This window comes from Ferrimonas balearica, assembly GCF_019802085.1.
Lineage (GTDB): Bacteria > Pseudomonadota > Gammaproteobacteria > Enterobacterales > Shewanellaceae > Ferrimonas > Ferrimonas balearica_B.
In genome coordinates, this window is record NZ_JAHVHV010000003.1 from 54,447 (window position 1) to 79,660 (window position 25,214).

Genomic DNA, 25,214 nt, shown 5'->3' on the forward strand with positions numbered 1-25,214 from the left:
TGCGGAGTCTCGGTCGAAGAGAAAAAGATCGGGCCCAGATCACGTCCGGCCACCTCACCCAAATTCATTGCTTTAGGGACACGATGCGCTTTCCCCTTGTCATTGTCTGTTGCAGCCTGCCGCTGAACGCCTGGGCCGAATCCCTGTCGGTGGAGCGCTGCATCGTCCGGCCGCCGATGGCCCTCCTGCCCGAGGAGCCCCAGGGCGAGCAAAGCCCCATCGATCCCAGCCAACTGCCCATCGAAGTGCAGGCCGACCGCAGCCAGGCGGTGGCCGGCGACGCCGCCCAATTCAGCGGCAACGTCAAGCTGCGCCAGGGGATGCGCCAGATCACCGCGGAGAAAGCCCGGGTCAGCCAGCAGGAGGGCAGCTTCAGCGCCGAGGGCGGCCTGGTCTACCAGGACGTCAACGTCGCCATCACCGCCGACTCCCTGTCCGCCGACATGGACGACTACAACGCCGAGCTGAACCAGGCCAACTACTGGCTGCGGGGCCAGCAGGTCCACGGCCAGGCGGAACAGCTCAAGATCCAGGGCGACAACAACCTCATCCTCAACGGCGCCACCTTCAGCACCTGCCCCCAGGACGATCCGGACTGGCTGCTGGAGGCCAAGGAGATCAAGATCGACGCCGACGAGGAGTGGGGGGAGATCTGGCACGCCAAGGTGAAGCTGTTCGACGTGCCGGTGTTCTATGTGCCCTACATGACGGTGCCGGTGTCCAACAAGCGCAAGAGCGGCTTCCTGTTCCCGGAGATCACCACCAGCACCAAAAACGGCGTGGATGTGGCGATCCCCTACTACTGGAACATCGCCCCCAATTTCGACGCCACCCTGACCACCCAGTACATGACCAGCCGGGGCCTGTTCCTCAAGGGCGAAGGGCGCTACCTGCAGCCCTACGGTGCCGGCCAGATCAACCTGGAGTACATCAGTGACGATCGCCTGCTGAGCGATCGGCCGGACCGCTACCTGCTGCATTTCGAGCACGCCGGCAAGCTGGAGAACAACTGGCGCCTGTACGGTAACTACACCAGCATCAGCGACGACAACTACTTCAACGATTTCGACTCCTCGGTGCGCGCCTCCACCGACAACCAGATCAGCCGGGAAGGGGAAGCCGCCTACTTCACCGATAACTGGGATTTCGCCGTCCGGGTGCAGGACATCGAGGTGCTGGGAGACGCTAGCAAGCCGTTCCAGGTGATGCCGTCGCTGAGCTTCGATTACCGCAATCCCGGGCTGGCCGGGCCGGTGGATTTCACCTTCAGCACCGAGCTGACCCACTTCGCCCACAAAGAGGACAACCACCTCACCGCCACCCGCTGGCACATGGAGCCGACCCTGACCCTGCCCTACCAGGTGCCCGCCGGCAGCTTGACCACCGAGCTCAAGCTGATGCAGACCTTCTACGAGCAGCGGGACCCGGATGAGCAGCTGGAGGATTTCGTCAGCCGGACCCTGCCCCAGTTCCGGGTGCACGGCCAGATCAACTTCGAGCGGGACACCCAGGTGTTCGGCAACCGCTACACCCAGACCCTGGAACCGCAGATCCAGTACCTCTACGTGCCCAAGACCGATCAGTCCGACATCGGCCTGTACGACACGGCACTGCTGCAGGAGGATTACTACGGCCTGTTCCGGGATCGCCGCTTCTCCGGATTGGATCGCATCGCCGACGCCAACCAGATGACCCTGGGGGTCTCCACCCGCTTCTTCGACGACGGCCACGCCGAGCGGGCCCAGATCTCCCTGGGCCAGATCCTCTACTTCGACGACTCGGAAGTGGGCCTGGGGGACGACGACAGTCAGATCCGCCGCTCCAACTCCGCCCTGGCCGCCGAGGTGGAACTGCAGGCCTCCCAGCGCTGGTTCTTGAGCGGCAGTTTGCAGTTCGATACCCAATCCGGTGACACCAACAAAAGCGAGCTGCTGGTGGATTACCGGGTGGACGCTGACAAGCTGATCCAGCTCTCCCACCGCTACGTGCCGGATCTGGGCACCGACGTGGACGGCAACCCCATCGACATCAGCCAGGCCGGGATCCGGACCGCCTGGCCGCTGACCGACGAGCTCTCTTTCGTCGGCAACTACTACTACGACATGAACCTTAACCGCTCGGTGGAATCTTATGCTGGGTTCCAGTACGAATCCTGCTGCTGGGCGATTCGGTTGGCCTACCACCGCCACCTGAACACCAACTACGAGGACAACGATTTCACCACCATCAGTCCCCGGGACGATTTCGACAGCGGCGTGATGCTGAAATTCGTTCTCAAGGGGCTGGGCTCCACCGGCCCGCTGGGGCTGCAGGACATGCTGGACGAGGGGCTGTTCAACTACCGCCGCCCCTATTACCTGCGTAACTGACGGAGCAGAGTGTGATAGAGTGCAAATCCTCTGTGGGCGCACATTACCGATCCGCGGCCAAGACCGCGGACACCGACAAGATGGACTTGAGAATGAAACTACGTAACCTGCTGATGGGCGCCGCGGCCGCCCTGATGTTCGGTCAGGCCCTGGCCCAACCCCAACCCCTGGATGAGGTGGCGGTGCTGGTCAACGACGGCGTGATCCTGAAAAGCGAAATCGACGACCGGATGACCTCGGTCAAGCGTGGCGCCCTGCAATCTGGCCAGCAACTGCCCTCCGACTCCGCCCTGCGCACCCAGGTGATCGACCGTCTGATCGCCGAGAGCCTGCAGCTGCAGATGGCCGAGCGCATGGGCCTGGTGATCAGCGACATCCAGCTGGACCAGACCCTGGAGAACATGGCCCGGGAGCAGAATCTGACCCTGGAGACCCTGCGCGAAGAGATCGAGTCCGACGGCACCAACTACGCCGCCTACCGGGAGAGCGTGCGCCGGGAGATCACCATCGGCCAGGTGCAGCGCATCCAGGTGCAGCGTCGCATCCAGATCTCCCCCCAGGAGATCAACACCCTGGTGGATCTGATTAACGAGCAGGGGCTGCAGGACGCCGAGTTCCACGTGGGGCACATCCTGATCGACTTCGCCGGTGACGAAACCGCCGCCCGGGAGCGCGCCGACAAGGTGCTGGAGATGCTCAACGACGGCGCCGACTTCGGCCAAACCGCGCTGGCCGCCTCCTCCGGCCCCAAGGCCCTGGAGGGCGGTGACTGGGGCTTTATGAACATCAATGAGATGCCCACCCTGTTTGCCGAGGTGATCAAGGACGCCAAGAAGGGCGACATCATCGGCCCGGTGAAAAGTGGCGCCGGTTTCCACGTCATCACCATCTTCGACACCCGGGGACAGGAAGTTCAGGAGCTGGCCGAGGTGAACTCCCGCCACATCCTGCTCAAGCCCTCCCCCATCCTGAGCGAAGACATGGCTCAGACTCTGCTGGAGGAGTTCATGACCGAGGTGAAGGCCGGCGACGCCGACTTCGCCGAGCTGGCCCGTCAGCACTCCGACGATCCCGGCTCTGCCGCCCGCGGCGGCGACCTGGGCTGGGCCGATCCCAACATGTACGTGCCGGCGTTTCGCGACACCCTGAACCGGCTGGACGTGGGTGAGTACTCTGAGCCCTTCCGTTCCTCCCACGGCTGGCACGTGGTGCAGCTGGTGGATCGCCGAGTCACCGACGCCACCGATCAGGCCAATACCGACCGCGCCTACCAGCTGCTGTTCCGCCGTAAATTCGGTGAGCAGGTTAACGCCTGGCAAGAGGAGATGCGCGCCGGAGCCTACATCGAGGTGCTGGAGCGGGGCGGGCGCGGTAGCCGCTCATGACGGTGCGCATCGCCGTCACCCCGGGAGAACCCGCCGGGATCGGTCCCGATCTGGTGGTCGAACTGGCCCAGCAGGACTGGCCGGTGGAGCTGGTGGTCTGCGCCGATCCCGATCTTCTGACCCAGCGCGCCAAGCGGCTGGGCTACCCCCTGACCCTGCGCCCCTACCAGCCGGGTCAGGCCCCCCAGCCTCAGCAGGCGGGCACCCTGACCATCGCCCCCACCGCCCTCAAGGAGCCGGTGAAATTGGGCCAGTTGGATGAGGGCAACAGCGGTTACGTGGTGGACACCCTGAAGTTTGCCTGTGAGCACAACCTCAGCGGCGAGTTCGCCGCCGTGGTGACCGGCCCGGTGCACAAGGGGATCATCAACCAGGCGGGGATCAGTTTCTCCGGCCACACCGAGTTTTTCGCTCAACAGGCCGGCTGCCAGGACGTGGTGATGATGCTGGCCACCGAGGGGCTGCAAGTGGCCCTGGTGACCACCCACATCCCCCTGGCCTACGTCTCCAAGGCGATCACCCCGGCCCGGCTGGAGAAGGTGATCCGCATCCTGCATCAGGATCTGCGCTCCAAGTTTGGCTTGGCCCAACCGCGGATCCTGGTGTGCGGCCTCAACCCCCACGCCGGGGAGGGGGGCCACCTGGGCCGGGAGGAGCTCGAAGTGATCGAGCCGACCCTGGCCACCCTGCGCAGCGAAGGGATGTTGCTCACAGGTCCGCTGCCGGCGGATACCCTGTTTCAACCCAAGTACTTGGATGAAACCGACGTGGTCCTGGCCATGTACCATGACCAGGGATTGCCGGTGCTAAAATACAAGGGATTTGGGCGCGCCCTGAACATCACCCTGGGCCTGCCCTTTATCCGCACATCCGTCGATCACGGCACTGCCCTGGAACTGGCCGGCACCGGCCAGGCCGATTCCGGCAGCTTCCGGGTCGCCCTGAGCAAAGCGATAGAGCTGGCAACACATCAAAATTCATGAGTAACAACGTACACCTGGGTCACCGAGCCCGAAAACGCTTCGGACAGAACTTCCTCCACGACCACTCGGTGATCGATCGCATCGTCGCCGCCATCGGTCCGGACAACGACCACATCCTGGTGGAGATCGGTCCGGGCCTGGGCGCCCTGACCGAGCCGGTGGCCGAGCAGGTGGAACACCTCAACGTGGTGGAGCTGGACCGCGACCTGGCGGAGCGGCTGCGCCATCAGCCCCGTTGGGGCCAGAAGCTGACCATCCACGAAGGTGACGCCCTCAAGTTCGACTTCAACCAGCTGGCCGAGCCGGGCAAGCGGATGAAGATCTTCGGCAATCTGCCCTACAACATCTCCACCCCGCTGATGTTCCACCTGTTCGAGACGGTGGACAGCGTGGCCTCCATGCACTTCATGCTGCAAAAAGAGGTGGTGCAGCGGCTGTGCGCCGGGCCGGGTCACAAGAACTACGGTCGCCTGACGGTGATGGCCCAGTACTACTGCCAGTGCATCCCCGTGCTGGAGGTACCGCCGGGCTGCTTTACCCCGCCGCCCAAGGTGGACTCCGCCGTGGTGCGCCTGGTGCCCCACGCCGAAAAGCCTCATCCGGCGGACGACGTGGCCACGTTGGAGCGGGTGGTGGCCAGCGCCTTCGCCATGCGCCGCAAGACCCTGCGCAACAACTTCAAGGGCCAGATCAACGACGAGGAGTTCGCCGAGCTTGGGATCGATCCCAGCCTGCGACCGGAGCGGATCACCGTCGCCCAGTACGTCGCCATGGCCAACCTGATCAGCCGGCGCAATGCAGCCTGAATCGCCGCTGGCCATCGAGGTCGACACCCAGTACGTGGCGGACCAGTCCGAGCCGGCTAAGGGCCGCTACCTGTTCCACTACACCATCGCCATCACCAACGTCAGTGAGCACTCGCTCACCCTAAAGCGCCGCCATTGGCTCATCACCGACGGCAACGGCGAGCAGATGGAGGTGGAGGGTGCCGGCGTGGTGGGGGAGACCCCGACCCTGGTGCCCGGTCAGGCGTTTCGCTACACCAGCTCCGTAGTGCTGCCCACGCCTTTGGGCAGCATGATGGGTCACTACACCCTGGAGGGGGGCAACGGGGCGGTGCGCGCGCCCATCCCCCGGTTCCGCCTCTCCATGCCTGGAGCCCTGCACTGAATGGCCAACTACTTTGTCGGTGACGTTCAGGGCTGCTACGACGAACTGCGCCTGCTGCTGGACCGGGTCCACTTCGATCCCACCCAAGACGTGCTCTGGGGCTGCGGCGATCTGGTGGCCCGGGGGCCCGACTCCCTGGCGGTGCTGCGCCTGTTCCGAGAGTTGGGCGAGGCGGGGCAGACGGTGTTGGGCAACCACGACCTGCACCTGATGGCGGTGGCCGCCGGACTGAAAAAGTACAAGCCCCGGGACAGGGTCACCCCCCTGCTGGAGGCCCCGGACCTGCCGGAGCTGATCCACTGGCTGCGCCAGCAACCTCTGCTGCACAGCATCAAGAAGGCCAAGCTGCTGCTCAGCCACGCCGGAGTGCCACCCCACTGGGATCTGGCCACCGCTAAGGCCCGGGCCAAGGCGGTCTCCCGCACCCTCAAAAGCGATCACTACCTGGATTTCATCGCCCAGATGTACGGCGAGAAGCCAGACCGGGACGACGTCGAACTGGACGAGATGGCCCGCCAGACCTACACGGTGAACGCCCTGACCCGGATGCGATTCCTCCACCCCGATGGCGCCCTGGATTTTGCCAGCAAGCGGCCACCGGAGGAGGAGCATCAGCTGATGCCCTGGTTCCGCTACCCGGGCCACACCCTGCTGCAGAGCCATCGGTTGGTGTTCGGCCACTGGGCGGCCCTGATGGGTCGAACTCAGAATGCCAACGCCATCGCCCTGGACACCGGCTGCTGCTGGGGCAACCACCTCACCCTCTGGTGCCTGGAGGACGACCAGCGCCACTGCCAGACCGCCCTCGCCTGACCCCATATCCCACAACAACGCTCAACTTTTCGCCGCCCCGGTCGATAACCTTTTTTGGCCCCCTGTGATTTTCCTATCAGGCTGATAACATGTGGGGAAAAAGGAAGCAAAAACAATAACTCGGGGAGAGGGATATGAGAATTACGGTTGCCGCGCGCATCATCGGGGGCTTCGCACTGGTCACCCTGCTGTTGCTGATCATGGGGGGCCTGTCGCTGATGAGCATCGGTACCGTCAGCCAGGAGACCGAGAGTTTCCAATCCTTCTCCCTGCCCGCCAAGGATCGCACCGGCAGCCTGGAGCGTCTGCTCAACGCCGAGCAACTTGAGGTGCTGGGCGCCTACCACAGCGCCGACGCCACCCAGTTGGGCCGCCACCAGGCGGTGTTGAGCGAACTGAACGCCGAACTCAAGGCCAACCTCACCGCCCTGTCCCAACTGGTCAGTGGCCGCCCCGCCCTCACCGCCCCGGTGGACCAGATCCAGAGCCAGTACCAGGCTTACTGGCAGCAGGTCAGCACCCTGCTCAGCGCCCGCCAGACCGCCCTGAGCCAGGCCAGCGCGCTGAGCGTGGATCTGGGCCAGCTCGAGGAGACCATCGACGACACCAGCTCCGCCCTGCTGGACGTGATGGACCTGGAGTACTCCAACGATGCCAGCGACCAGGCCCTGGCCGGCCACGCCAACACTCTGGACACCAGCCTGATGGGGATCATCTCCATCGCCCTGGAGCTGGAGAAGGCCGACAGCCTGAGCCTGGTGGACACCATCGAGGGGGAGCTGAGTTACCTGCTCAGCAACCTGGAGTACCTGCAGAGCAACCTCGAGTGGCAGCGCACCGACGGCACTGACCGCATCGACACCGACGTCGCCGAAGAGATCGACGCCAACCTGGCCAGCATCCTGGCGGCCTTCGACGAGGGCCAGGGGGTGATCACCCAGCGCCGGGCCAGCATTCAGGCCCAGCTGGAGGCCAGCAGCGCCCTGGACAGCGCCCGGGCCACCCTGGCGGAGCTGCAAAACCGCATGGACGGCCTGCACAGCCAGGTAGTGACCATCAGCAACCAGTCCGGTGACCAGGCCCAGCAGGCCCTCTCCGACAGCCGCAGCCGCACCCTGCTGGTGATGCTCATCTCCATCCTGGTGGCCGCCAGCGTCGGCTGGTTCACCATCCGCGCCATCACCCGCCCCCTCAACCAGGTCAACGAGGCCCTGTCGGTGCTGGCCAAAGGCGACCTGACCCAGAAGCTGAGCTACCCCCATCGGGACGAGTTTGGCCGTTTAGTGGGCAACACCAACAAGCTGGTGGATAGCCTGCGTACCCTGATCCAGTCCATCATCGATCGCGCCAACCAGTTGGCCACCGCCGCCGAGGAGACCTCCGCGGTGACCGCCCAGACCACCTCCGGGATCCAGGAGCAGAAGAGCCAGGTGGACCAGGTGGCCAGCGCCACCACCGAGCTCTCCGCCTCCGCCACCCAGGTGGCCACCGGGGCCAGCGATGCCCTGGGGGAGATCAAGCTGGCGGACGACGAAGCCAAGCAGGTGCAGGGGATCTCCGCCGAAAATGGCGCCACCATCCAGGCCCTGGCCAGCGAGGTGGAGCGGGCCAGCGGCGTGATCAACAAGCTGCACGAGGACAGCGCCGCCATCGGCGGGATCCTCGACGTGATCCGGGGCATCGCCGAGCAGACCAACCTGCTGGCATTGAACGCCGCCATCGAGGCAGCCCGGGCCGGGGAGCAGGGCCGCGGCTTCGCCGTGGTAGCGGACGAGGTGCGCTCTTTGGCGTCCCGCACCCAGGACTCCACCGCGGAGATCCAGCAGATGATCGAGGTGCTGCAGCAGGGGGCCAAGGAGGCGGTTACCGTGATGGAGCAGGGCCAGAGTCAGGCCCGCCAGAGCGTGGCCAAGACCGAGGAGGCCAACCGCATGCTGGAGGCCATCGCCCAGGCGGTGGACCGGGTCTACACCGCCGGCAACCAGATCGCCCAGGCGGCCCAGGAGCAGGACCAGGTCTCCCAGACCATCTCCCAGCGCCTGGAGCAGATCGCCGGCATCGCCGAGGAGACCAGCTCCGGTGCAGTGCAGACCGCCACCTCCAGCCAGCAGGTGGCCCAGCTGGCCGAAGAGCTGCAGATGCAGGTGCGGGAGTTCCGGGTCTGAGCCCGGCACCCCAATAAAAAAGGCGGCCCACGGGCCGCCTTTTTTGTTGAAGGGTGAAACTCACTCGTTGGCGCGGGAGGTGATCTCCGCGGCAATGGCGCTGGCGCCGTGGCCCTGGCTCTCGGCCCACTGCAGCAGGGTCTGACCGTCCGCCTCGGCGGTGTTCAGGGTATTGCGAGGCAGCTGCTTGACCAGGAACACGCCCACGTCCTGGGCGTTGTTGATCATCGCGGTGCGGACCAGGCTGTTGCCGTTGCAGGTGACGCCGTCGTAGATGGCGCGCAGCTTCACGCGGGCGTCCTTGAGTTTCTTGCGAAGGCGGTTTTTCTCGTCGTTGATCACATAGTCACACATGCTGGCGACCAGCTGATCGACGTTGGCCTGGGCGGCCGGGGTGTAGGACAAGCTGGCCACGGTGATTCCCGCCGCGACCAGCAAGGCTGAGATGCGCATCATTTTACTCCCTGTAGTTGAACTGCTGTTACAGACTTCTTTTGGGTCTGTTAACGGCTAGCTTATAACAGGCGGAAAAATAAAGGTATATCTTTAGCCGGCGGCACGATCCAGGGTGAGAAAAGTCATTGGATGGGGGTTGGCCTCATCGGCGGGCCGGTGCTCCCGCGCCACCTCACGCCAGCCCAGGTGGGCGTACTCGGGGAAGTGGGTGTCACCGGCCACTTCCAGCGCCACCTCGGTGAGGTAGAGACGGTCGGCCCGGGGCAGCAGGGCCTGATAGAGCTGGCCCCCGCCGATGATCATCAGCTCCTCCACGTCACCGGCGGCGGCCAGAGCCGCCTCGATGTCCGCCACCACGCTGACCCCCTCCGGGGCGTAGTCCGACTGACGACTGATGACGATGTTGTGGCGTCCGGGCAGAGGGCGGCCGATGGACTCGAAGGTGCGGCGGCCCATCACCACCGGCTTGCCCAGGGTCACGGCCTTGAAGTGCTTGAGATCCGCCGGCAGGTGCCAGGGCATCCGGTTGTCCATGCCGATAACCCGGTCTTGGGCCATGCAGGCGATCATGGCGATGCGCATCGCGGTCATTCCTTGTAATGGTTGGTCTAGACGATGGAGCGATTACGGTAATACAGCAGGCTGGGCAGGGCCAGACCGACGCTGAGGGCACCGACGATGAACACCGTCTTGATGCCGTTGACCAGCACCTGCTCCATCAGCGGCTCACTGGCGCCCACGGCGCTCATCTCCACCAGGCCGATCACCGTGTTGAAGGCGTAACTGCCGGGGATCATCGGAATGATCGCCGCCACCCCGTAAAGCTGCATGGGCGCCAGGGTGCGCCGGGCCCAGAGGGCGGTCACCCAGCCGATGCAGGCCGCGGCCACGAAGGTGGCCCACTCGATGGGGGCCCCCACCGCCATCAGGCTGCCCCGCACCGCAAAGCCCAGGGCCCCGGCCGCACCACAGCGCCACAAATAGCGCTGGGGCACATTGAACGCCATGGCGAAGCCCACCGCCGGTACGGCAGCGATCAGGGCGTTGGTCAGCAATAGGAGAAGTGCGCTCATAGCCAGCCCAACCCGGTCAGTTGCATCGCCAGAGTGATGCCGATGGCGGCGGAGATGGTCATCAGGGTGGCCTGACCCCAGCGGGCGATGCCGACGTTGTAGTGGCCCTTCACCATGTCCGCCACGGCGTTGATCATGGGGAAGCCGGGCACCAGCATCAGCACGCAGGCGGCGGAGGCGATCTCCGGGGTTTGGGTCCACTCCACCAAACCGCCGATGCGGGTCACCAGGGTGGCGATAAAGGCGGTCACTGCCCAGTTGATCAGCACATTGAAGTGACGCCGGGCCAGGCTCTGGCGCACCACCATGCCCACTGAGGCGGCCAGGGCGGTAATGAGGCACCCGGCCAGGTCGGCACCGAAGAAATGGGCAAAGGCGGCGCAGGAGGGACCGATGATGGCCACCACCGCCCAGCGGTTCCAGGTCCAGGGGGTGAGGCGCTTGAGCCGACGACTGGCGGCGGCCAGGTCGAGGATCCCCTTCTCCGACTGGACGCAGATCCGCTGGATCTCGCACACCATGTGCATGTTGAGGCCATGCTCCCGCAGGCGACGGGTGGTGGTGACGCAGCGGCCCTCGAACAGGGTGGTCATCACCAGGGCGTTGGCCGAGATGGAGAGCTCCACGCTGTCCATGCCAAAGGCCCGGCCCATGCGCTGGCCGATGTCCTCCACCAGGTCGCTCTCCGCCCCCCAGGCCAGCATCTGCTGGGCGGCTCGCACCGCCACCCGGGTGATCTCATTCTGGGTTTGTACGTCCATCTCGGTCGATCATTGTGCTCAATAAAAGGGGGACCCCAAGGGTCCCCGATATGGCGGTCAGGCCGCTTACTTCTGGTACACCACTTCGACGTCGTAATCGTCGTCGTCCCAGTCGTCCCAGTCCTCGTCGTCCTCTTCCACCACGGCGTCTTTCATCTGCTGCTCGTGGTAGTGCTCCCACTTGAAGCTGACCTCCTCTTCGGCGGCCTCTTCGACCATCTCCTGAGGCAGGCTCTCCAGCAGCTGATTCACCTTGAGGCAGAGCAGGTCGGTGCCCTGCTTGCTGATGGCGGCGATGGTGTGCACCTCGCCCTCCCACTCCAGCGCCTCGAGGATCGCCTGGGTACGGGCTTCGCGCTCCTCCTCCGGCACCAGATCCAGCTTGTTGAGCACCAGCCAGCGCGGCTTGTCATAGAGCTTGGGCGAGTAGGCCTTCAGCTCCGCCAGGATCGCCTTGGCCCCGGCCACGGGATCGCTCTCGTCGAAGGGGGCCATGTCGATGATGTGCAGCAGCACACGGCAGCGCTCCAGGTGCTTGAGGAAGCGAATGCCGAGGCCGGCGCCTTCGGAGGCGCCCTCGATGAGGCCCGGGATGTCGGCGATGACGAAGCTCTTGTTGGGCTCCGGCCGCACCACGCCCAGGTTGGGTACCAGGGTGGTGAAGGGGTAATTGGCCACCTTGGGCTTGGCCGCCGAGACGGAGCGGATGAAGGTGGACTTGCCGGCGTTGGGCAGGCCCAGCAGGCCGACGTCCGCCAGCAGCATCAGCTCCAGCTTCACCTCGCGGTGCTCGCCCTTGGTGCCCAGGGTCTTCTGCCGAGGCGCCCGGTTGACGGAGCTTTTGAAGCGGGTGTTGCCCAGGCCGTGGAAGCCGCCCTTGGCCACCAGCAGTTTCTGGCCGTGCTGGGTCAGATCGCCGATCACCTCATCGGTGTCCGCATCCACCGCCCGGGTGCCCACCGGCACCTTGAGGATCTTGTCCTCGCCACGCTTGCCGGTGCAGTTGGCACCACGGCCGTTCTCGCCGCGCACGGCACGGTGACACCGCTCGAAGCGGTAATCCACCAGGGTATTGAGGTTCTCGTCGGCCAGCAGGAAGACGTCGCCGCCATCGCCGCCGTCACCGCCGTCCGGTCCCCCCTTGGGGATGTATTTTTCCCGTCGGAAACTGACGATACCGCTGCCGCCGTCGCCCGCTTCCACCCGGATGGTGACTTCATCTACAAACTTCATGATCCAGCCCCTATCAAGCCCAATTCGTTGGCCCCTCTTCGCCGCCGGACAGGGCCCCGGCAGGGCGCGGTGTCGCAAGCGAACCAATGAATTGGGGATCGGTTTCTAAGTATACCTTCAGTACGCAAAAAGCCCCGCCAAAGCGGGGCTTTCTCATCCGGTCAGTCCGGCTTACTCGGCAACAATGCTCACAAATTTGCGGTTGTTCTTGCCTTTCACTTCGAACTTCACTTTGCCGTCGGCGGTGGCGAACAGGGTGTGGTCTTTACCAACACCTACGTTGTCACCGGCGTGGAACTTGGTGCCACGCTGACGAACGATGATGTTACCCGCCAGGACGGACTCGCCGCCGAAGCGCTTAACACCCAGACGTTTGCTTTCGGAATCGCGGCCGTTACGAGTAGAACCGCCAGCTTTTTTATGTGCCATCTCTCAGTGCTCCTCGATTAAGCGTTGATGCCAGTGATCTTCACTTCAGTGAACCACTGACGGTGGCCCATCTGCTTGCGGTGGTGCTTACGGCGACGGAACTTCACGATCTTCACCTTGTCGGCACGACCGTGGCTCACCACTTCGGCTACCACTTTGCCACCATCTACCAGAGGGGCACCTACTTTGATCTCTTCACCGTCGGCGATCAGCAGAACCTGGTCGAACTCGATGGTGGCACCGGTCTCTACGTCCAGCTTCTCCAGACGCAGGGTTTGGCCTTCGGCGACACGGTGTTGCTTACCGCCACTTTGGAAAACCGCGTACATAATAACTCCGCTATTGCACACGCTGTAACCGCCTCTGATGGGGGCCAGGGTGTGTCTAAAACTGTTTGACAATGGGCGCGCATTCTACGCCATGGACACTAAACAGGCAAGGGCCCTTTGCAAAAAGATCGCGAGGAGGATCGGGATCACTTTAACTGGGGAGGAATTGCACTGTTAACCGGTCGGATTTGCGGTAGAATTCTGCGCCGCCGTACCACAATAATAGTAGGCTTACGCCCTCAGAATCCAGACCTTGGGATCGATATGGACCTGAACGCCATCCGCGACCTCGCCGACCACGACATGAAAATGGTCAACCAGATGATCTACGACCAGCTCCACTCCGACGTGGTGCTGATCAATCAGCTGTCCTTCTACATCATCAATGGCGGTGGCAAGCGGATGCGTCCCCTGCTGGCGGTGTTGGCCGCCCGTGCGGTGGATTACCAGGGGGAGGACCACGTCAAGCTGGCGGCGATCATCGAGTTCATCCACACCGCCACCCTGCTGCACGACGACGTGGTCGACGAGTCCACCATGCGCCGGGGCCGGGAAACCGCCAACGCCCTGTTCGGCAATCAGGCCAGCGTGCTGGTGGGGGACTTCCTCTACACCCGCTCCTTCCAGATGATGACCGAACTCAAGCGCCCCCGGGTGCTGGAGGACCTGGCGGACGCCACCAACGTGCTGGCGGAAGGGGAAGTGCTGCAGTTGATGAACTGCAACGACCCCAACACCACCGAAGAGAGCTACATGCAGGTGATCTACTGCAAGACCGCTCGCCTGTTTGAAGCCGCCACCCACCTGGCGGCGGTGATCGCCGATCAGAGCCCCGAGGTGTGCGACGCCCTCTCCGATTACGGCCGCTACCTGGGCACCGCCTTCCAGCTGGTGGACGACGTCCTGGACTACACCGCCGACGCCGAGGAGCTGGGCAAGAACCTGGGGGACGACCTGGCCGAGGGCAAACCCACCCTGCCCCTGATCCACGCCATCGCCAACGCTCCCAAGGCCCAGAGCCAGCAGATCCGCTCCGCCATCGAGAACGGGGGCTGTGACGAGGTGGACGAGGTGGTGGCCACCCTGAACCAGGTGGGCTCACTGGAGTACACCATGGCCCGTGCCGTTGAGGAGGCCGACAAGGCCATCGCCGCCCTGGATGCCCTGCCGGACACCCCGTTCCGCCAGGCCCTGGCCTCCCTGGCCCGTATTGCCGTCGACCGCCGCAACTGAGCGGCGACGTTCGACCAACAAAAAAGCGCCCCGAGGGGCGCTTTTTTCGTTCCGGCTGGCTCAGCCGTTGACGAAGGCTTCGCCCTTGCTGATGTCGCCGCTCAGGGTCTCCAGCATGCCGTCCAGGGCCTGCTTCTCGAAGTCGCTCAGGTTGCCGTAGGGCAGGATGCTCTCCACACCGTTGACCCCCAGGGCCACCGGCTGGGCGAAGAAACGGGTGTGCTCGCCGGCGCCTTCCACGTAGGCGCACTCGACGACGCCCTTCTCGCCCTTGAGGGCACGTACCACGGACAGACCAAAGCGGCAGGCGGCCTGAGCCATGGAAAGGGTGGCGCTGCCGCCACCGGCCTTGGCTTCCACCACTTCGGTGCCGGCGTTCTGAATGCGGTGGGTCAGGCTGGCGATCTCCTCATCGGTAAAGGACACGCCTTCAACCTGGGACAGCAGCGGCAGGATGGTCACGCCACTGTGGCCACCGATGACGTTGAGCTTCACCTCATCCGGGCTCAGGCCCTTGGCTTCGGCGATAAAGGTCTCGGAGCGGATCACGTCCAGAGTGGTGACACCGAACAGCTTGTTCTTGTCGTAGACGCCGGCGTTTTTCAGGACTTCGGCGGCGATGGCCACGGTGGTGTTCACCGGGTTGGTGATCACGCCGATGCAGGCGGTGGGGGCCACTTCAGCCACTTTGCCCACCAGGTTGCGGATGATGCCGGCGTTGACGTTGAACAGATCGGCGCGGTCCATGCCCGGCTTACGAGCCACACCGGCGGAGATCAGCACCAGATCGGCGCCTTCCAGGGCCGGGGTCGGATCCTCACCGGCGTACCCTTTGGCGTTGACCGCCGTGGGGATGTGGCTGATGTCCACGGCCACACCCGGGGTCACCGGAGCGATATCATAGAGGGCCAGATCGCTGCCCTTGGGCAGGTTGAGCTTCAACAACAGGGCCAGAGCCTGGCCAATGCCACCAGCGGCGCCAAGTACTGCAACTTTCATCTTGTTCTCCATCTTTCCTTTGATGTGACTTGGATCATCTTTTCAACTGGCGCCCACGATACCCAAAGCACACTCCGATGGCAATGCGACCTAAGGCGGTTCTTTTGACCCCTGGCACAGTCGCCCATGAGTCGTTCTGACCGGCCCGGGATTGATGAATTTTTATTCTCGCATTGTGAATATGACTTGCTTTTTAAGCAGCTCTTATTCAAAGTGGCCCTGTCAAAAGGCATAAACGATTACGATAAATGAGAAACGCCAACGCACAGGAAGAGCTGGTCCGCGCCTTCAAGTCTTTGCTCAAAGAGGAAAGGTTCGGATCTCAGGGGGAGATCGTCGCCGCACTGCAGGCGGCCGGCTTCAGCAACATCAACCAGTCCAAGGTGTCACGGATGCTGAGCAAGTTCGGCGCCGTGCGGACCCGCAACGCCAAGCAGGAGATGGTTTACTGCCTGCCGGCGGAATTGGGTGTGCCCACCGCGAACGCCCAGCTGCGCAACCTGGTGCTGGACGTGGACAACAACGGCGCCATGATCGTGGTGCGCACCAGCCCCGGTGCCGCCCAGCTGATCGCCCGTCTGCTGGACTCCATGGGCAAGGCGGAGGGGATCCTCGGCACCATCGCCGGTGACGACACCATCTTTATCGCCCCCAGCCGCATCGAGGCGATGCCCCAGACCCAGGAGATGGTCAAGGAGCTGTTCAACTACCACGAGTAGTGGCTCGCCCCAGAACGCAAAACGCCCGGCCTAGGCCGGGCGTTTTCATGTCGAGGTCTCAGAGGCCGGCGGCCTGCTCGAGAAAATCGATGGAGGGGGCGAAGAACGCCGCCCCGCTGACCGCCTGGGTGTACTTGAGCAGGTGGTCGAAATGCTCCCCCTCGCCCATCACCATGGATTCCAGCTGGGCAGTGAAGTTTCTGGGGGTGGCGCAGCAGGCGATAAAGAACAGCCCCTGCTCCTGCATGTTGCCGTAGGGCATGCTCTGACGCAGCAGCTCCATGCTGTTGCCGTCGCTGTCCTTGAGGTTGACCCGCTTGATGTGGGCGAAGGGCGGCTTGTCCTCCCGCTTGTACTCCACGTTGTCCACCTTGGTACGACCGATGGTGTCCTCCTGGGTCTTGAGGGACTGACGCTCCCACAGGCCCATGTTGTGGACGTAGCGCTGGGTGTGCACATAGCTGCCACCGGTGAAGGCCGGATCCTCGCTGCCCACCAGGGCCACCTGCCGGCGGTGGGCGCCGGTGGGGTTTTCGGTGCCATCCACAAAGCCGGTCAGATCGCGGCTGTCCAGGTAGCGGAAGCTGCGCACCTCCTCCACCAGCTCCGCCAGACCGGTCAGGCGACGGCACACCTCCATGGCCGCCACGTGGTTGATGTCCAGGCGGTCACTGCGCAGGTGGATAAAGAGATCCACCGGCTGGCTGGGGGCAATGCGGTCCTCCTGCTCGAACTGCGGGAAGGGCGCCAGCTCGGCGGGCCGCCCTTGGGGGTAGAGGGTGTCCCAGTAGTTGGCGCCGATGGCGATAAAGCCGTTGAAGGCGGAATCGGCATTGCGATCCGCCGAGGTCTGCAGCCAGGACGCCAGACCGGCCAGCACCCTGGGCAGGGTGGCCTCGGCGCCCTCACTGGCGTTGAACATCAAATAGAGTCCGTGCAGGTTCCCCTCGGCACAGATCCCTCCCTGCTCCCTGGGCATGCATCCTTCCTTGTGGGTCATTTTGGTTGACATGGTTACCGCCGACAACAATACAACAGTCTCACAGTCTGCGCAGCATCCGGCAAACTGGCAAGGTACTCAGGATAAAAGCTTGATTTACGCCAACTAAAACATCACCAGCGCGTGGGGCAGTGCGGCCACCGCCACCCGTTGCCCCAGCTCCAGGCCGATGTGGCCGGAACGCACCGCCAGCTCCACCGGGCCCACGCTGACCTGATAGTCGCAATAGGTGCCCTTGAAGCGACGGGCGGTCACCACGCCACTGCCCTCGGCGTCCGGCTCCAAAGCCAGTTGTTGGGGCCGCAGCAGCAGCTCCCCCTGGTGGGCCGGCGGGAAACGCAGCGGGCTGACGCTCTGGATCGCCCCCAGCGGGGTGTGCACCTCGTGCTCGCTGGCCACGGTGGCGTCCAGGTAGTTGCCGCCGCCGAGGAAGTCCGCCACGAAGCGGCTGGCCGGCCGGTAGTAGAGCTCCTCCGCCGGGCCGTTCTGGGCCACCTTGCCCTGGTGCAGGATCGCCAGGCGGTCGGCGAAGGCAAAGGCCTCCTCCTTGGAGTGGGTCACGAAGATGGCGCTGACCCCCTGGGAGCGCAGGATCGCCCGGATCTCCGCCATCAGCTCCCCCCGCACCTGGCTGTCGATGTTGGAGAAGGGCTCGTCCAACAGCAGCAACTTGGGCTTGTAGGCCAGGGCCCGGGCGATGGCCACCCGCTGCTGCTGACCGCCGGAGAGCTCATGGATGTAGCGCTCCCCCAGGCCGTCCAGCTTCACCAGCCGGATCATCTCCTCCACCCGCTCGGCGGCTTCCGCCTTGGGCCATTGGCGCAGACCGAAGGCCACGTTCTGGGCCACGGTGAGGTGGGGGAAGAGGGCGTAATCCTGGAAGATCACTCCGATCCCCCGGTGTTCGGCGGGGGTCAGGTTGCCGGCAGCGGAGATCACCCGGCCATCCAGGGCGATCTCGCCCCCCTGCACCGCCATCAATCCGGCGATGGCCCGCAGCAGGGTGGTTTTGCCGCAGCCACTGGGGCCCAGCAAGGCCAGGATCTCGTCCTGCTCCAGGTTCAGGTTCAGATCCGAGAGGATCCGTTTGCCGTCGTATTCACAGGCCAGCGCCTGGATCGTCAACTTCGACATCAGTGGGTATGCTCCAAACTGCGATTGAGGTACACCACGGGGATGAGGCCCACCAGCACGATCACCAGGGCCGGCAGGGCCCCCAGTTCCAGCGCCTCATCCGACACAAATTGGTAGACGTAAGTGGCCAGGGTCTCGAAGCCGATGGGCTTGAGCAGCAGCGCCGCCGGCAGCTCCTTCATCGCCTCGATAAAGACAATGAGCGCCGCCGCCAGCATGCCCCGGCGCGCCAGGGGCAGGTGGATCCGCCGCAGCAGGCCCCCCGGGCCATAGCCCATGGTGGCGCCGGCCATGTCCAGCGAGGGACTGATCCGCTTAAAGCTGGACTCGATGCTGCCCAGGGCCACCGCCAAAAAGCGCACCGTGTAGCCAAAGACAATGGCCACCATGGAGCCGGACAGCACCAGTCCCGGCAGCGGCTGTCCCAGCCATTCGGCCAGGTCGTTGATGGCGAAATCCGCCCGGGTCAGGGGGATCAGCACGCCGATGGCCAGCACGGTGCCCGGCAGGGCGTAGCCGAAGCCCGCCATGCGGGCGGGCCAGCGGTCCCACTTGCGGGGGCTGATGCGGGCCAGGTACTGCAGCGCCAGGGCGATCACCACGGTCAGCAGCGCCACCAGGGAGGAGACCAGCAGGCTGTTGCCGCTGTAGCGCCAGAACTGGTTCAGGGCCGTGGGATCGTAGTACTCCAGGGCGTAATCCAGCAGGATGGCGGCGGGCAGACCGAAGGAGAACAGCAGCAGCGCGGTGCAATAGCCGGTGGCCAGTCCCGCCCGCCAGCCGGTCAGCCGGTAGCTGTAGTCCTCGCTCTTGCCTTCCGCCTTCTGGAACTGCTCCTGGCGGCGCCGGGCCATCCGTTCGCCGAACATCAGCACCGCGATCCCGAGCAGCATCAGGGTGGAGAGCCGGGCGGCACTGCTCATGCTGCCGTGGCCCAGCCAGGTGTCGTACACCGCGGTGGTCAGGGTGTTGACGGCGAAGTAGCTGACGGTGGCAAAGTCCGCCAGGGTCTCCATCGCCACCAGCGACAGTCCCACGGCGATGGCCGGACGGGCCAGTGGCAGGCTCAGGCGGAAGAAGCTCTGGGTCGGGGTGCAGCCCAAGGTGCGGCTGGCCTGGATCAGGTTACTGGCCTGCTCCAGAAAGGCGGTGCGCGCCAGCATAAAGACGTAGGGGAAGAGCACCAGGGAGAGCATGATGGCCGCCCCACCCAGGGAGCGCACTTCCGGGAAGTAGTAGTCTGAGGGGCGCTGCCAGCCACCGAGTTCCCGCAGCAACCCCTGCACCGGGCCGGCAAAATCCAGCATGTCGGTGTAGACGTAGGCCACGATGTAGGCGGGCATCGCCAGCGGCAGCAGCATGGCCCACTGGAACCAGCGCTGGCCGGGGAAACGGCACATGGCCACCAGCCAGGCGGCAGGCAACCCCAGCGCCAGGGCGCCGAGACAGACCAGCAGGATCAGCAACACCGTGTTGGCCACATAGGCGTTCAACACGGTGTCGTACAGGTGTTGGAAGACCTCCTGATCGGGCTGCAGGGACTGCAGCACCAACGCGACCAGGGGTAACATCAGGGCGGTTACCAGCAGGTAACCGCCCACACTCCAACGTCGCGATAACGTTTGGATCATGGATTACAGGTCAAATTTCACCTCATCCAGCAGCTTCATTGCCGCTGCATGGTGCTCAGCCAATTTGAAGACAGGCAGTGCGTCCGCTTTGAACTGCCCCCAGGACCCCACCAGCTCGGAGGGGGCCACTTTCGGGTTCACCGGGTACTCCATGTTGAGTTCGGCGTAGAGCCCCTGGGCGGCTTCGCCGGAGAGGAACTCCAGCAGCGCCTTGGCGCCCTCCGGGTTCTTGGCGTGCTTAGCCATGACGCCGCCGGACACGTTCATGTGGGCGCCGCGGTCGTCCTGGTTAGGGAAGTTGATGACCACCGCATCGGCCCAGCCGCGCTGGTTGTCGTCCTGCAGCATTTTACCGTAGTAGTAGCTGTTGCCAATGGCGTAGTCGCACGCGCCTTCAGCCACGGCACGGACCTGGGCGCGGTCGTTGCCCTGGGGCTTGCGGGCCAGGTTGGCCTTGACTCCTTCCAGCCAGGCCTTGGTCTCGGCCTCGCCGTGGTGGGCGATCATGGAGGCGATCAGGGCCACGTTGTAGGCGTTCTTGCCGGAGCGCATGCAGATCTTGCCCTGGAAGGGCTCGGTGGCCAGCGCCTCGTAGCTGATGTGCTCGGCGGCGCCAACGCGTTCCTTGGAGCTGTAGATGTTGCGCACCCGCAGGGTCAGGGCGAACCAGTGATTGTCCGGGTCACGGTACTGGCTGGGCAGGTTCTCGTTGAGCACGTCGCTCTGCACCGGCTGGGTCAGGCCCATCTCCACCAGGGTGGCCAGGCGGGAGATGTCGGTGGTCAGAACCACGTCGGCGGGGGAGAGGCGGCCTTCACGCTTGAGACGCTCCTCCAGGCCGGTCTGGGCGAACACCACCTGGGTCTGGATCCCGGTTTCCTTGGTGAACATCTCCAGCATCGGCTCCACCAGGAAAGGCTGGCGATAGGAGTAGACGGTGACGGTTTGCGCCGCGGAAGCCAGAGAGCTGACCATCAGCAGCAGTGCAGACAATGTGATGCGACCCATGTTGGGGAACTCCATTTTCTAAATAAGAATAATTCTTCTTTACGTTAAGATACCTCTTAACCCCAACCCCCGCAATGATGGAAATCAAAAAAGCCCCCAACCGGGGGCTTTTTTTGTCAAGGATTCGAACCGCTTCAGTTGGCGCCTTTGACGGTCACGAACTCCGGGTAGGCATCGATGCCACAGTCGGCGAGATCCATGCCGTCGTACTCCTCCTCCTGGGAGACGCGGATCCCCATGGTGGCCTTGAGCAGGGCCCAGGTGGCCAGGCTGGCGGTGAACACCCAGCCGAAGATCACCGCGGCGCCGGCCAGCTGACCGCCAAAGCTGGCGTCGGCATTGGACAGGGGCACCACCAGCAGTCCGAACAGGCCGCACACGCCGTGCACCGAGATGGCCCCCACGGGATCATCGATCTTGATCTTGTCCATGCCAACGATGGAGAACACCACCAGGCCCCCGGACAGGGCACCGATGACGGCCGCCAGGGTCAGGGAGGGCGACAGGGGGTCAGCGGTGATGGCCACCAGGCCCGCCAGGGCGCCGTTGAGGATCATGGTCAGGTCCGCCTTGCCCCAGCTCAGCTTGCACACCAGCAGCGCGGCGATGGCGCCGAAGGCGGCCGCGGAGTTGGTGTTGACGAAGATCTTGGCCACCGCAGTGGCGTTCTCGGCGTCGGACACCATCAGCTGGGAACCGCCGTTGAAGCCGAACCAGCCCAGCCAGAGAATAAAGGTCCCCAGGGTCGCCAGAGGCAGATTCGAGCCTGGGATGGGGTTAACGGTTCCGTCCGGGTTGTACTTCCCGCGACGGGCCCCAAGAAGAAGCACCCCGGCGATTGCCGCAGCGGCACCGGCCATGTGCACGATGCCGGAGCCGGCAAAGTCCACGAAACCCAATTTTTCAGAGACAAAGCCACCCCCCCAGGTCCAATATCCCTCTACCGGGTAAATAAAGCCGGTGAGCACCACGGCAAAGGCCAGGAATGCCCAAAGTTTCATGCGCTCCGCCACCGCTCCGGAGACGATGGACATGGCCGTCGCCACGAACACCACCTGGAAGAAGAAGTCGGATTCCAGCGCATGGTCGGCGTCTTCCGCCTGGCTGCCAATCAGGCCACCAAAGCTGGGCAACCAGCTGCCTTCGGGGTTGTCCACGTACATGATGTGGTATCCCACCAGCAGGTACATGGCACAGGCAATGGCGTAAAGACACATGTTTTTGGTCAGGATCTCGGTGGTGTTCTTGGAGCGCACCAGACCGGCTTCGAGCATGGCGAAACCGGCGGCCATCCACATCACCAGGGCCCCGGAGATCAGAAAGTAGAAGGTGTCCAGCGCGAAGCGCAGTTCGGCAACGGTGGCACCCAGTGCAGTCACTTGTTCCATAATTCTTGTTCCTTAAATCGCTTCGGCGTCCATTTCCCCGGTGCGGATCCGCACCGCGCGCTCCAGGTCGATGACGAAGATCTTGCCGTCACCGATCTTGCCGGTGCCCGCCGCGGCGGTGATCACCTCGATCAGACGCTCGACGTTGTCCGACGAGGTGGCGATCTCCAGTTTGACCTTGGGCAGGAAGTCCACCTGATACTCGGCACCGCGGTACAGTTCGGTGTGCCCCTTCTGCCGACCGAACCCCTTCACCTCGGTGACCGTCAGACCCTCGACCCCCAGCTCGGCAATCGCCTCGCGGACGTCGTCAAGCTTGAATGGCTTGATGATTGCGCTAACCAGTTTCATCCCGTTCTCCTCAATCCCTGCGTTCGCTGGTGTGGCAACCCAATCAACCCTCGTGCCAGTTTTTAAAATCGTTAATTTTCATCAACTTGCACACAAAGCTCTGGCTCAACTGAACAAAAATGCACCGAAAACAGGCGGCTTTCTTGGGGTGGGCACCAAAATGGTGCATAAATCCGCGGGCAAACTGCATGGCCAAGCAAAATCACCGAGACAGGGGTGAGACACTCAGAAAGAGCAAGGGGGGTGAGCCGTGTGAATCCGGCCCAGGGGAGGATGACGGGGTGGGACAATTCGGCCCCCATCGGGCGCACCGAGTCGGCCCGGTGCGCCGCAGAGGCTGTGGGGTCAGCTGCGCAGCTTGTTGTAGATAAAGAGCACCAGCAGCGCGCCGAGCACCGCCAGGGCCAGAGAGCCGAGATCAAACCCGGAGACCCCGCCCCAGCCGAGGATCTGGCCGATGTAGCCCCCGACAAAGGCGCCGCCGATCCCCAGCAGGATGGTCATGACGATGCCGCCGCCGTCGTTGCCCGGCATGATCCACTTGGCCAGCACCCCAACAATCAGGCCCAAGATGATCCAGCTGATGAAACCCATGACAGACTCCCGTTACGAAGTGGCTTTCTAACCCTAGTCGCGATTTGGGCAAAAAAAAGCCCCCGCCATGGGCGGGGGCCTGTCTGGCTGTGTCCGTTACTGTTGATCGGTGCCGTACTTCTCCTGGTAGGACTTATCCCACTGGGGCACGGTGGTCTCCAGGAAGGCGTCCTTGGCTTTTTGCATCGCCGGCTCATCCAGACCGACCGCCACCTGGGCCGCGGCCTTGGTGGAGATGTCCGGCAGGGCCACAGGATCGGTCTGACCGTGCTTGGCCAGCACGCGGGCCAGGGCGGCACGGGCATCGGCGCTGCGCTCCAGCGAGGTGGCCAGCAGGCGCAGGGCCTCGGCCGGGTTGTGCGCGTGGATCCCATGGGAGGCGATGGCCATGTCCCAACGCCACTGGGCGTGACGGATGGCGGTCAGTGCTTCGGCCATCTCCGCCTCGGTGGCGCCGGCATCCCAGGCCGCCTTGGCTTCAAAGTGGGCGTGCACCAGCTGCTTCTCCGCCTTCAGCTTGGCGTCCTTCACCATCTCCTTGTAGTTGGCCACCACGGCTTCCAGGTCCTCCTTGGACTGGTCGTGACAACGTGCACAGGTGAACTCGAAGCGATCGAAGGGGTTCCCCACGTTGTGGTCGGTAAACTTGCGACCCTCTTCGTTGGTCACCCGCGGCATGTGGCAATCGGTGCAGGAGACGTCGTTACGGCCGTGGGGGCCGGTCAGCGAGGTTTCAAACCCGGGATGCTGAGCCTTGAGCATGGGCGCCTTGGACAGGCCATGAGTCCAATCGGAGAACTGCAGCGCGTCGTAGTACTTCTCCATGTCCTCGGTGCTGGTGCCGTTATCCCAGGGGAACTTCACAAACTTCTTGTCGGTGGTGAAGTAGTACTCCACGTGGCACTGGCCGCACACCATGGACTGGCGGTCGGATTTGCTGGCCTTGTCCCAGGACATGCCGATGCTGTCCATGGCGCGCTCGGCGAAGGGCACCGACAAACGCAGGCGGGCGTTGTTGTCGTGGCAGTTGCCACAACCGATCTCGTTGGTGATCTCGTCACCGCCACGGGCCCACTTGCCCTTGAAGTAGGCGTCTTCGCCATTGGCATCGATGTAGCGGGGCACGTCGGGGGATTTACAGGACCAGCAGGCCATCGGCATGGGGCCATCGTCCGGGCCGCTGGGGGCGCCGGTACGCAAGGTGGCACGCAGATCGGTGATGGTGTAGTGGTGACCCCGAGCCTTGTTGTAGTCCTTGGCAAAACCGTAGCCGGCCCACAGCACCACCAGCATGGGATCCTCTTCCAGCGCGTCCACCACCTCTTTACTCTCGGCGGTCTGCTGCCAGGAGCCGTACTGGTGCTTGAACTTGGCAAACTGGCTGCTGTCCGCCTCGGTGATCTTACCGGCCCCCATGGCCGAGGTACTCAAGGCCATCAAGGCCGCGGCGCTCCACGCCTGCCATCTCAATGTGCTCACCATCATCCTTCTCCTTTTTGTGGGATCTCGCCAATGAAAATAATTCACTAAGCCTAGACTAGTGGGCCCATCTCGCGAGCCCAAGTAGCCATTAGTAAAAAGGGGACTTTAATTGATGGTGATCAAATTGTTAACAGCGGGTTTCATGAATAACCCGTTCAATCCAAAAGAGAATCCTTGGCCCTAAGCCTCAGGCACTGGTGGCCAGCAGGGTCCCGCTGGTCTCGGACTCTCCTTGGTAGCGGCGCTCCAACGGGGTGGGCGTGGGCCGCGCCTCGTGGTGGCGGGCGTAGGCCTCGGCCGCCTGGGCACGATGAACGCTGTCGACAAAACCCTGCACCGTCTGGAACTGCCCCGCTTCGTCCTGCTTGCCCGCTCCCAGCAGGTAGGCGTCCACCACCGCCTGCTGTTGCTGGTGGGCCACCACCGCCAGTGCGGCGTCTTTGTTTTCCCGGACCGGCGTCGCTGGCAGGGGCGCAGGCCCGACTCCTGAGATCATAGTCTGCTCCAAG

The 25,214-nt window shown here is 63.9% G+C and carries 26 protein-coding genes; 9 read left to right on the forward strand and 17 right to left on the reverse strand.

Annotation, left to right across the window (positions count from 1 at the left end; genetic code table 11):
- Nucleotides 1-83: 83 nt before the first annotated feature.
- The 7 genes from lptD (at nt 84) to KUV81_RS13005 (ending at nt 8,885) form a co-directional block, all read left to right on the forward strand.
- The gene (lptD, locus tag KUV81_RS12975) at nt 84-2,369 is read left to right on the forward strand and encodes an LPS assembly protein LptD (protein ID WP_222544308.1); all 2,286 of its coding nucleotides are present in this window, start codon (nt 84-86) and stop codon (nt 2,367-2,369) included.
- A 92-nt stretch (nt 2,370-2,461) separates the two neighbouring features.
- The gene (gene surA, locus KUV81_RS12980; RefSeq protein WP_222544309.1) at nt 2,462-3,754 is read left to right on the forward strand and encodes a peptidylprolyl isomerase SurA; all 1,293 of its coding nucleotides are present in this window, start codon (nt 2,462-2,464) and stop codon (nt 3,752-3,754) included.
- Nucleotides 3,751-4,737 (forward strand): 4-hydroxythreonine-4-phosphate dehydrogenase PdxA, encoded by a 987-nt coding sequence (gene pdxA / locus KUV81_RS12985; protein WP_222544310.1) that lies wholly within the window; start codon nt 3,751-3,753, stop codon nt 4,735-4,737. The genes surA and pdxA overlap by 4 nt, the downstream gene beginning before the upstream one ends.
- Nucleotides 4,734-5,543 (forward strand): 16S rRNA (adenine(1518)-N(6)/adenine(1519)-N(6))-dimethyltransferase RsmA, encoded by an 810-nt coding sequence (gene rsmA, locus KUV81_RS12990; protein ID WP_222544311.1) that lies wholly within the window; start codon nt 4,734-4,736, stop codon nt 5,541-5,543. The genes pdxA and rsmA overlap by 4 nt, the downstream gene beginning before the upstream one ends.
- Nucleotides 5,533-5,907, forward strand: coding sequence for a Co2+/Mg2+ efflux protein ApaG (gene apaG, locus KUV81_RS12995; protein ID WP_222544312.1), 375 nt, complete (start codon nt 5,533-5,535; stop codon nt 5,905-5,907). Before rsmA ends, apaG begins: the two co-directional genes overlap by 11 nt.
- On the forward strand, nt 5,908-6,720 hold the full coding sequence (locus KUV81_RS13000) for a symmetrical bis(5'-nucleosyl)-tetraphosphatase (RefSeq protein WP_222544313.1): 813 nt from the start codon (nt 5,908-5,910) through the stop codon (nt 6,718-6,720). It abuts the gene before it with no gap.
- 134 nt (nt 6,721-6,854) lie between these two features.
- Nucleotides 6,855-8,885, forward strand: a complete 2,031-nt coding sequence (locus KUV81_RS13005; protein ID WP_222544314.1) for a methyl-accepting chemotaxis protein — start codon at nt 6,855-6,857, stop codon at nt 8,883-8,885.
- Nucleotides 8,886-8,945: 60 nt separating this feature from the next.
- Here KUV81_RS13005 and KUV81_RS13010 read toward each other — a convergent pair whose 3' ends face one another.
- The 7 genes from KUV81_RS13010 to rplU all read right to left on the reverse strand — a co-directional run bounded on the left by KUV81_RS13010 (nt 8,946) and on the right by rplU (nt 13,166).
- Complete coding sequence (locus tag KUV81_RS13010) at nt 8,946-9,338, reverse strand: DUF3718 domain-containing protein (protein ID WP_222544315.1); 393 nt, start codon at nt 9,336-9,338, stop codon at nt 8,946-8,948.
- A 93-nt stretch (nt 9,339-9,431) separates the two neighbouring features.
- On the reverse strand, nt 9,432-9,923 hold the full coding sequence (gene folA, locus KUV81_RS13015) for a type 3 dihydrofolate reductase (RefSeq protein WP_222544316.1): 492 nt from the start codon (nt 9,921-9,923) through the stop codon (nt 9,432-9,434).
- Nucleotides 9,924-9,949: 26 nt separating this feature from the next.
- A complete protein-coding gene (locus KUV81_RS13020) occupies nt 9,950-10,414 on the reverse strand; it encodes a threonine/serine exporter family protein (RefSeq protein WP_222544317.1) in 465 nt (154 codons plus the stop codon).
- Nucleotides 10,411-11,175, reverse strand: a complete 765-nt coding sequence (locus KUV81_RS13025) for a threonine/serine exporter ThrE family protein (protein ID WP_222544318.1) — start codon at nt 11,173-11,175, stop codon at nt 10,411-10,413. The genes KUV81_RS13020 and KUV81_RS13025 overlap by 4 nt, the downstream gene beginning before the upstream one ends.
- Before the next feature lie 66 nt (nt 11,176-11,241).
- On the reverse strand, nt 11,242-12,408 hold the full coding sequence (gene cgtA, locus KUV81_RS13030; RefSeq protein ID WP_222544319.1) for an Obg family GTPase CgtA: 1,167 nt from the start codon (nt 12,406-12,408) through the stop codon (nt 11,242-11,244).
- Nucleotides 12,409-12,579: 171 nt separating this feature from the next.
- A complete protein-coding gene (gene rpmA / locus KUV81_RS13035; RefSeq protein WP_222544320.1) occupies nt 12,580-12,837 on the reverse strand; it encodes a 50S ribosomal protein L27 in 258 nt (85 codons plus the stop codon).
- A 17-nt stretch (nt 12,838-12,854) separates the two neighbouring features.
- Entirely contained in the window at nt 12,855-13,166 is a 312-nt protein-coding gene (gene rplU / locus KUV81_RS13040; protein WP_222544321.1) for a 50S ribosomal protein L21, read from the reverse strand.
- A gap of 264 nt (nt 13,167-13,430) precedes the next feature.
- Here rplU and ispB point away from each other — a divergent pair, with 264 nt between their 5' ends.
- Complete coding sequence (gene ispB / locus KUV81_RS13045; protein WP_222544322.1) at nt 13,431-14,399, forward strand: octaprenyl diphosphate synthase; 969 nt, start codon at nt 13,431-13,433, stop codon at nt 14,397-14,399.
- Nucleotides 14,400-14,459: 60 nt separating this feature from the next.
- Here ispB and mdh read toward each other — a convergent pair whose 3' ends face one another.
- Nucleotides 14,460-15,398 (reverse strand): malate dehydrogenase, encoded by a 939-nt coding sequence (gene mdh / locus KUV81_RS13050; protein ID WP_222544323.1) that lies wholly within the window; start codon nt 15,396-15,398, stop codon nt 14,460-14,462.
- Between the two features lie 248 nt (nt 15,399-15,646).
- Between mdh and argR the strand changes: the two genes are divergently transcribed.
- Nucleotides 15,647-16,117, forward strand: a complete 471-nt coding sequence (gene argR / locus KUV81_RS13055; RefSeq protein ID WP_222544324.1) for a transcriptional regulator ArgR — start codon at nt 15,647-15,649, stop codon at nt 16,115-16,117.
- A 58-nt stretch (nt 16,118-16,175) separates the two neighbouring features.
- On the opposite strand, the gene KUV81_RS13060 is transcribed toward argR, so the two are convergent.
- The 9 genes from KUV81_RS13060 to KUV81_RS13100 all read right to left on the reverse strand — a co-directional run bounded on the left by KUV81_RS13060 (nt 16,176) and on the right by KUV81_RS13100 (nt 25,201).
- Nucleotides 16,176-17,096, reverse strand: a complete 921-nt coding sequence (locus KUV81_RS13060; protein ID WP_222544696.1) for a Dyp-type peroxidase — start codon at nt 17,094-17,096, stop codon at nt 16,176-16,178.
- A gap of 126 nt (nt 17,097-17,222) precedes the next feature.
- Nucleotides 17,223-18,254: an ABC transporter ATP-binding protein gene (locus KUV81_RS13065; protein WP_409995572.1), complete on the reverse strand. Its 1,032-nt coding sequence runs from the start codon at nt 18,252-18,254 to the stop codon at nt 17,223-17,225.
- Complete coding sequence (locus KUV81_RS13070; RefSeq protein WP_222544326.1) at nt 18,251-19,882, reverse strand: ABC transporter permease; 1,632 nt, start codon at nt 19,880-19,882, stop codon at nt 18,251-18,253. Before KUV81_RS13070 ends, KUV81_RS13065 begins: the two co-directional genes overlap by 4 nt.
- A 3-nt stretch (nt 19,883-19,885) precedes the next feature.
- Nucleotides 19,886-20,890 carry a Fe(3+) ABC transporter substrate-binding protein gene (locus KUV81_RS13075; RefSeq protein ID WP_222544327.1) on the reverse strand — a complete coding sequence of 335 codons (1,005 nt, stop codon included), beginning with the start codon at nt 20,888-20,890 and terminating at the stop codon, nt 19,886-19,888.
- A 134-nt stretch (nt 20,891-21,024) separates the two neighbouring features.
- On the reverse strand, nt 21,025-22,278 hold the full coding sequence (locus tag KUV81_RS13080) for an ammonium transporter (RefSeq protein WP_222544328.1): 1,254 nt from the start codon (nt 22,276-22,278) through the stop codon (nt 21,025-21,027).
- Between the two features lie 12 nt (nt 22,279-22,290).
- Nucleotides 22,291-22,629 (reverse strand): P-II family nitrogen regulator, encoded by a 339-nt coding sequence (locus KUV81_RS13085; RefSeq protein WP_222544329.1) that lies wholly within the window; start codon nt 22,627-22,629, stop codon nt 22,291-22,293.
- Nucleotides 22,630-22,974: 345 nt separating this feature from the next.
- A complete protein-coding gene (locus KUV81_RS13090) occupies nt 22,975-23,223 on the reverse strand; it encodes a GlsB/YeaQ/YmgE family stress response membrane protein (RefSeq protein ID WP_222544330.1) in 249 nt (82 codons plus the stop codon).
- 96 nt (nt 23,224-23,319) lie between these two features.
- Nucleotides 23,320-24,705, reverse strand: coding sequence for an ammonia-forming cytochrome c nitrite reductase (gene nrfA, locus KUV81_RS13095; RefSeq protein WP_222544331.1), 1,386 nt, complete (start codon nt 24,703-24,705; stop codon nt 23,320-23,322).
- Between the two features lie 187 nt (nt 24,706-24,892).
- A complete protein-coding gene (locus KUV81_RS13100; protein ID WP_222544332.1) occupies nt 24,893-25,201 on the reverse strand; it encodes a hypothetical protein in 309 nt (102 codons plus the stop codon).
- Nucleotides 25,202-25,214: the final 13 nt, after the last annotated feature.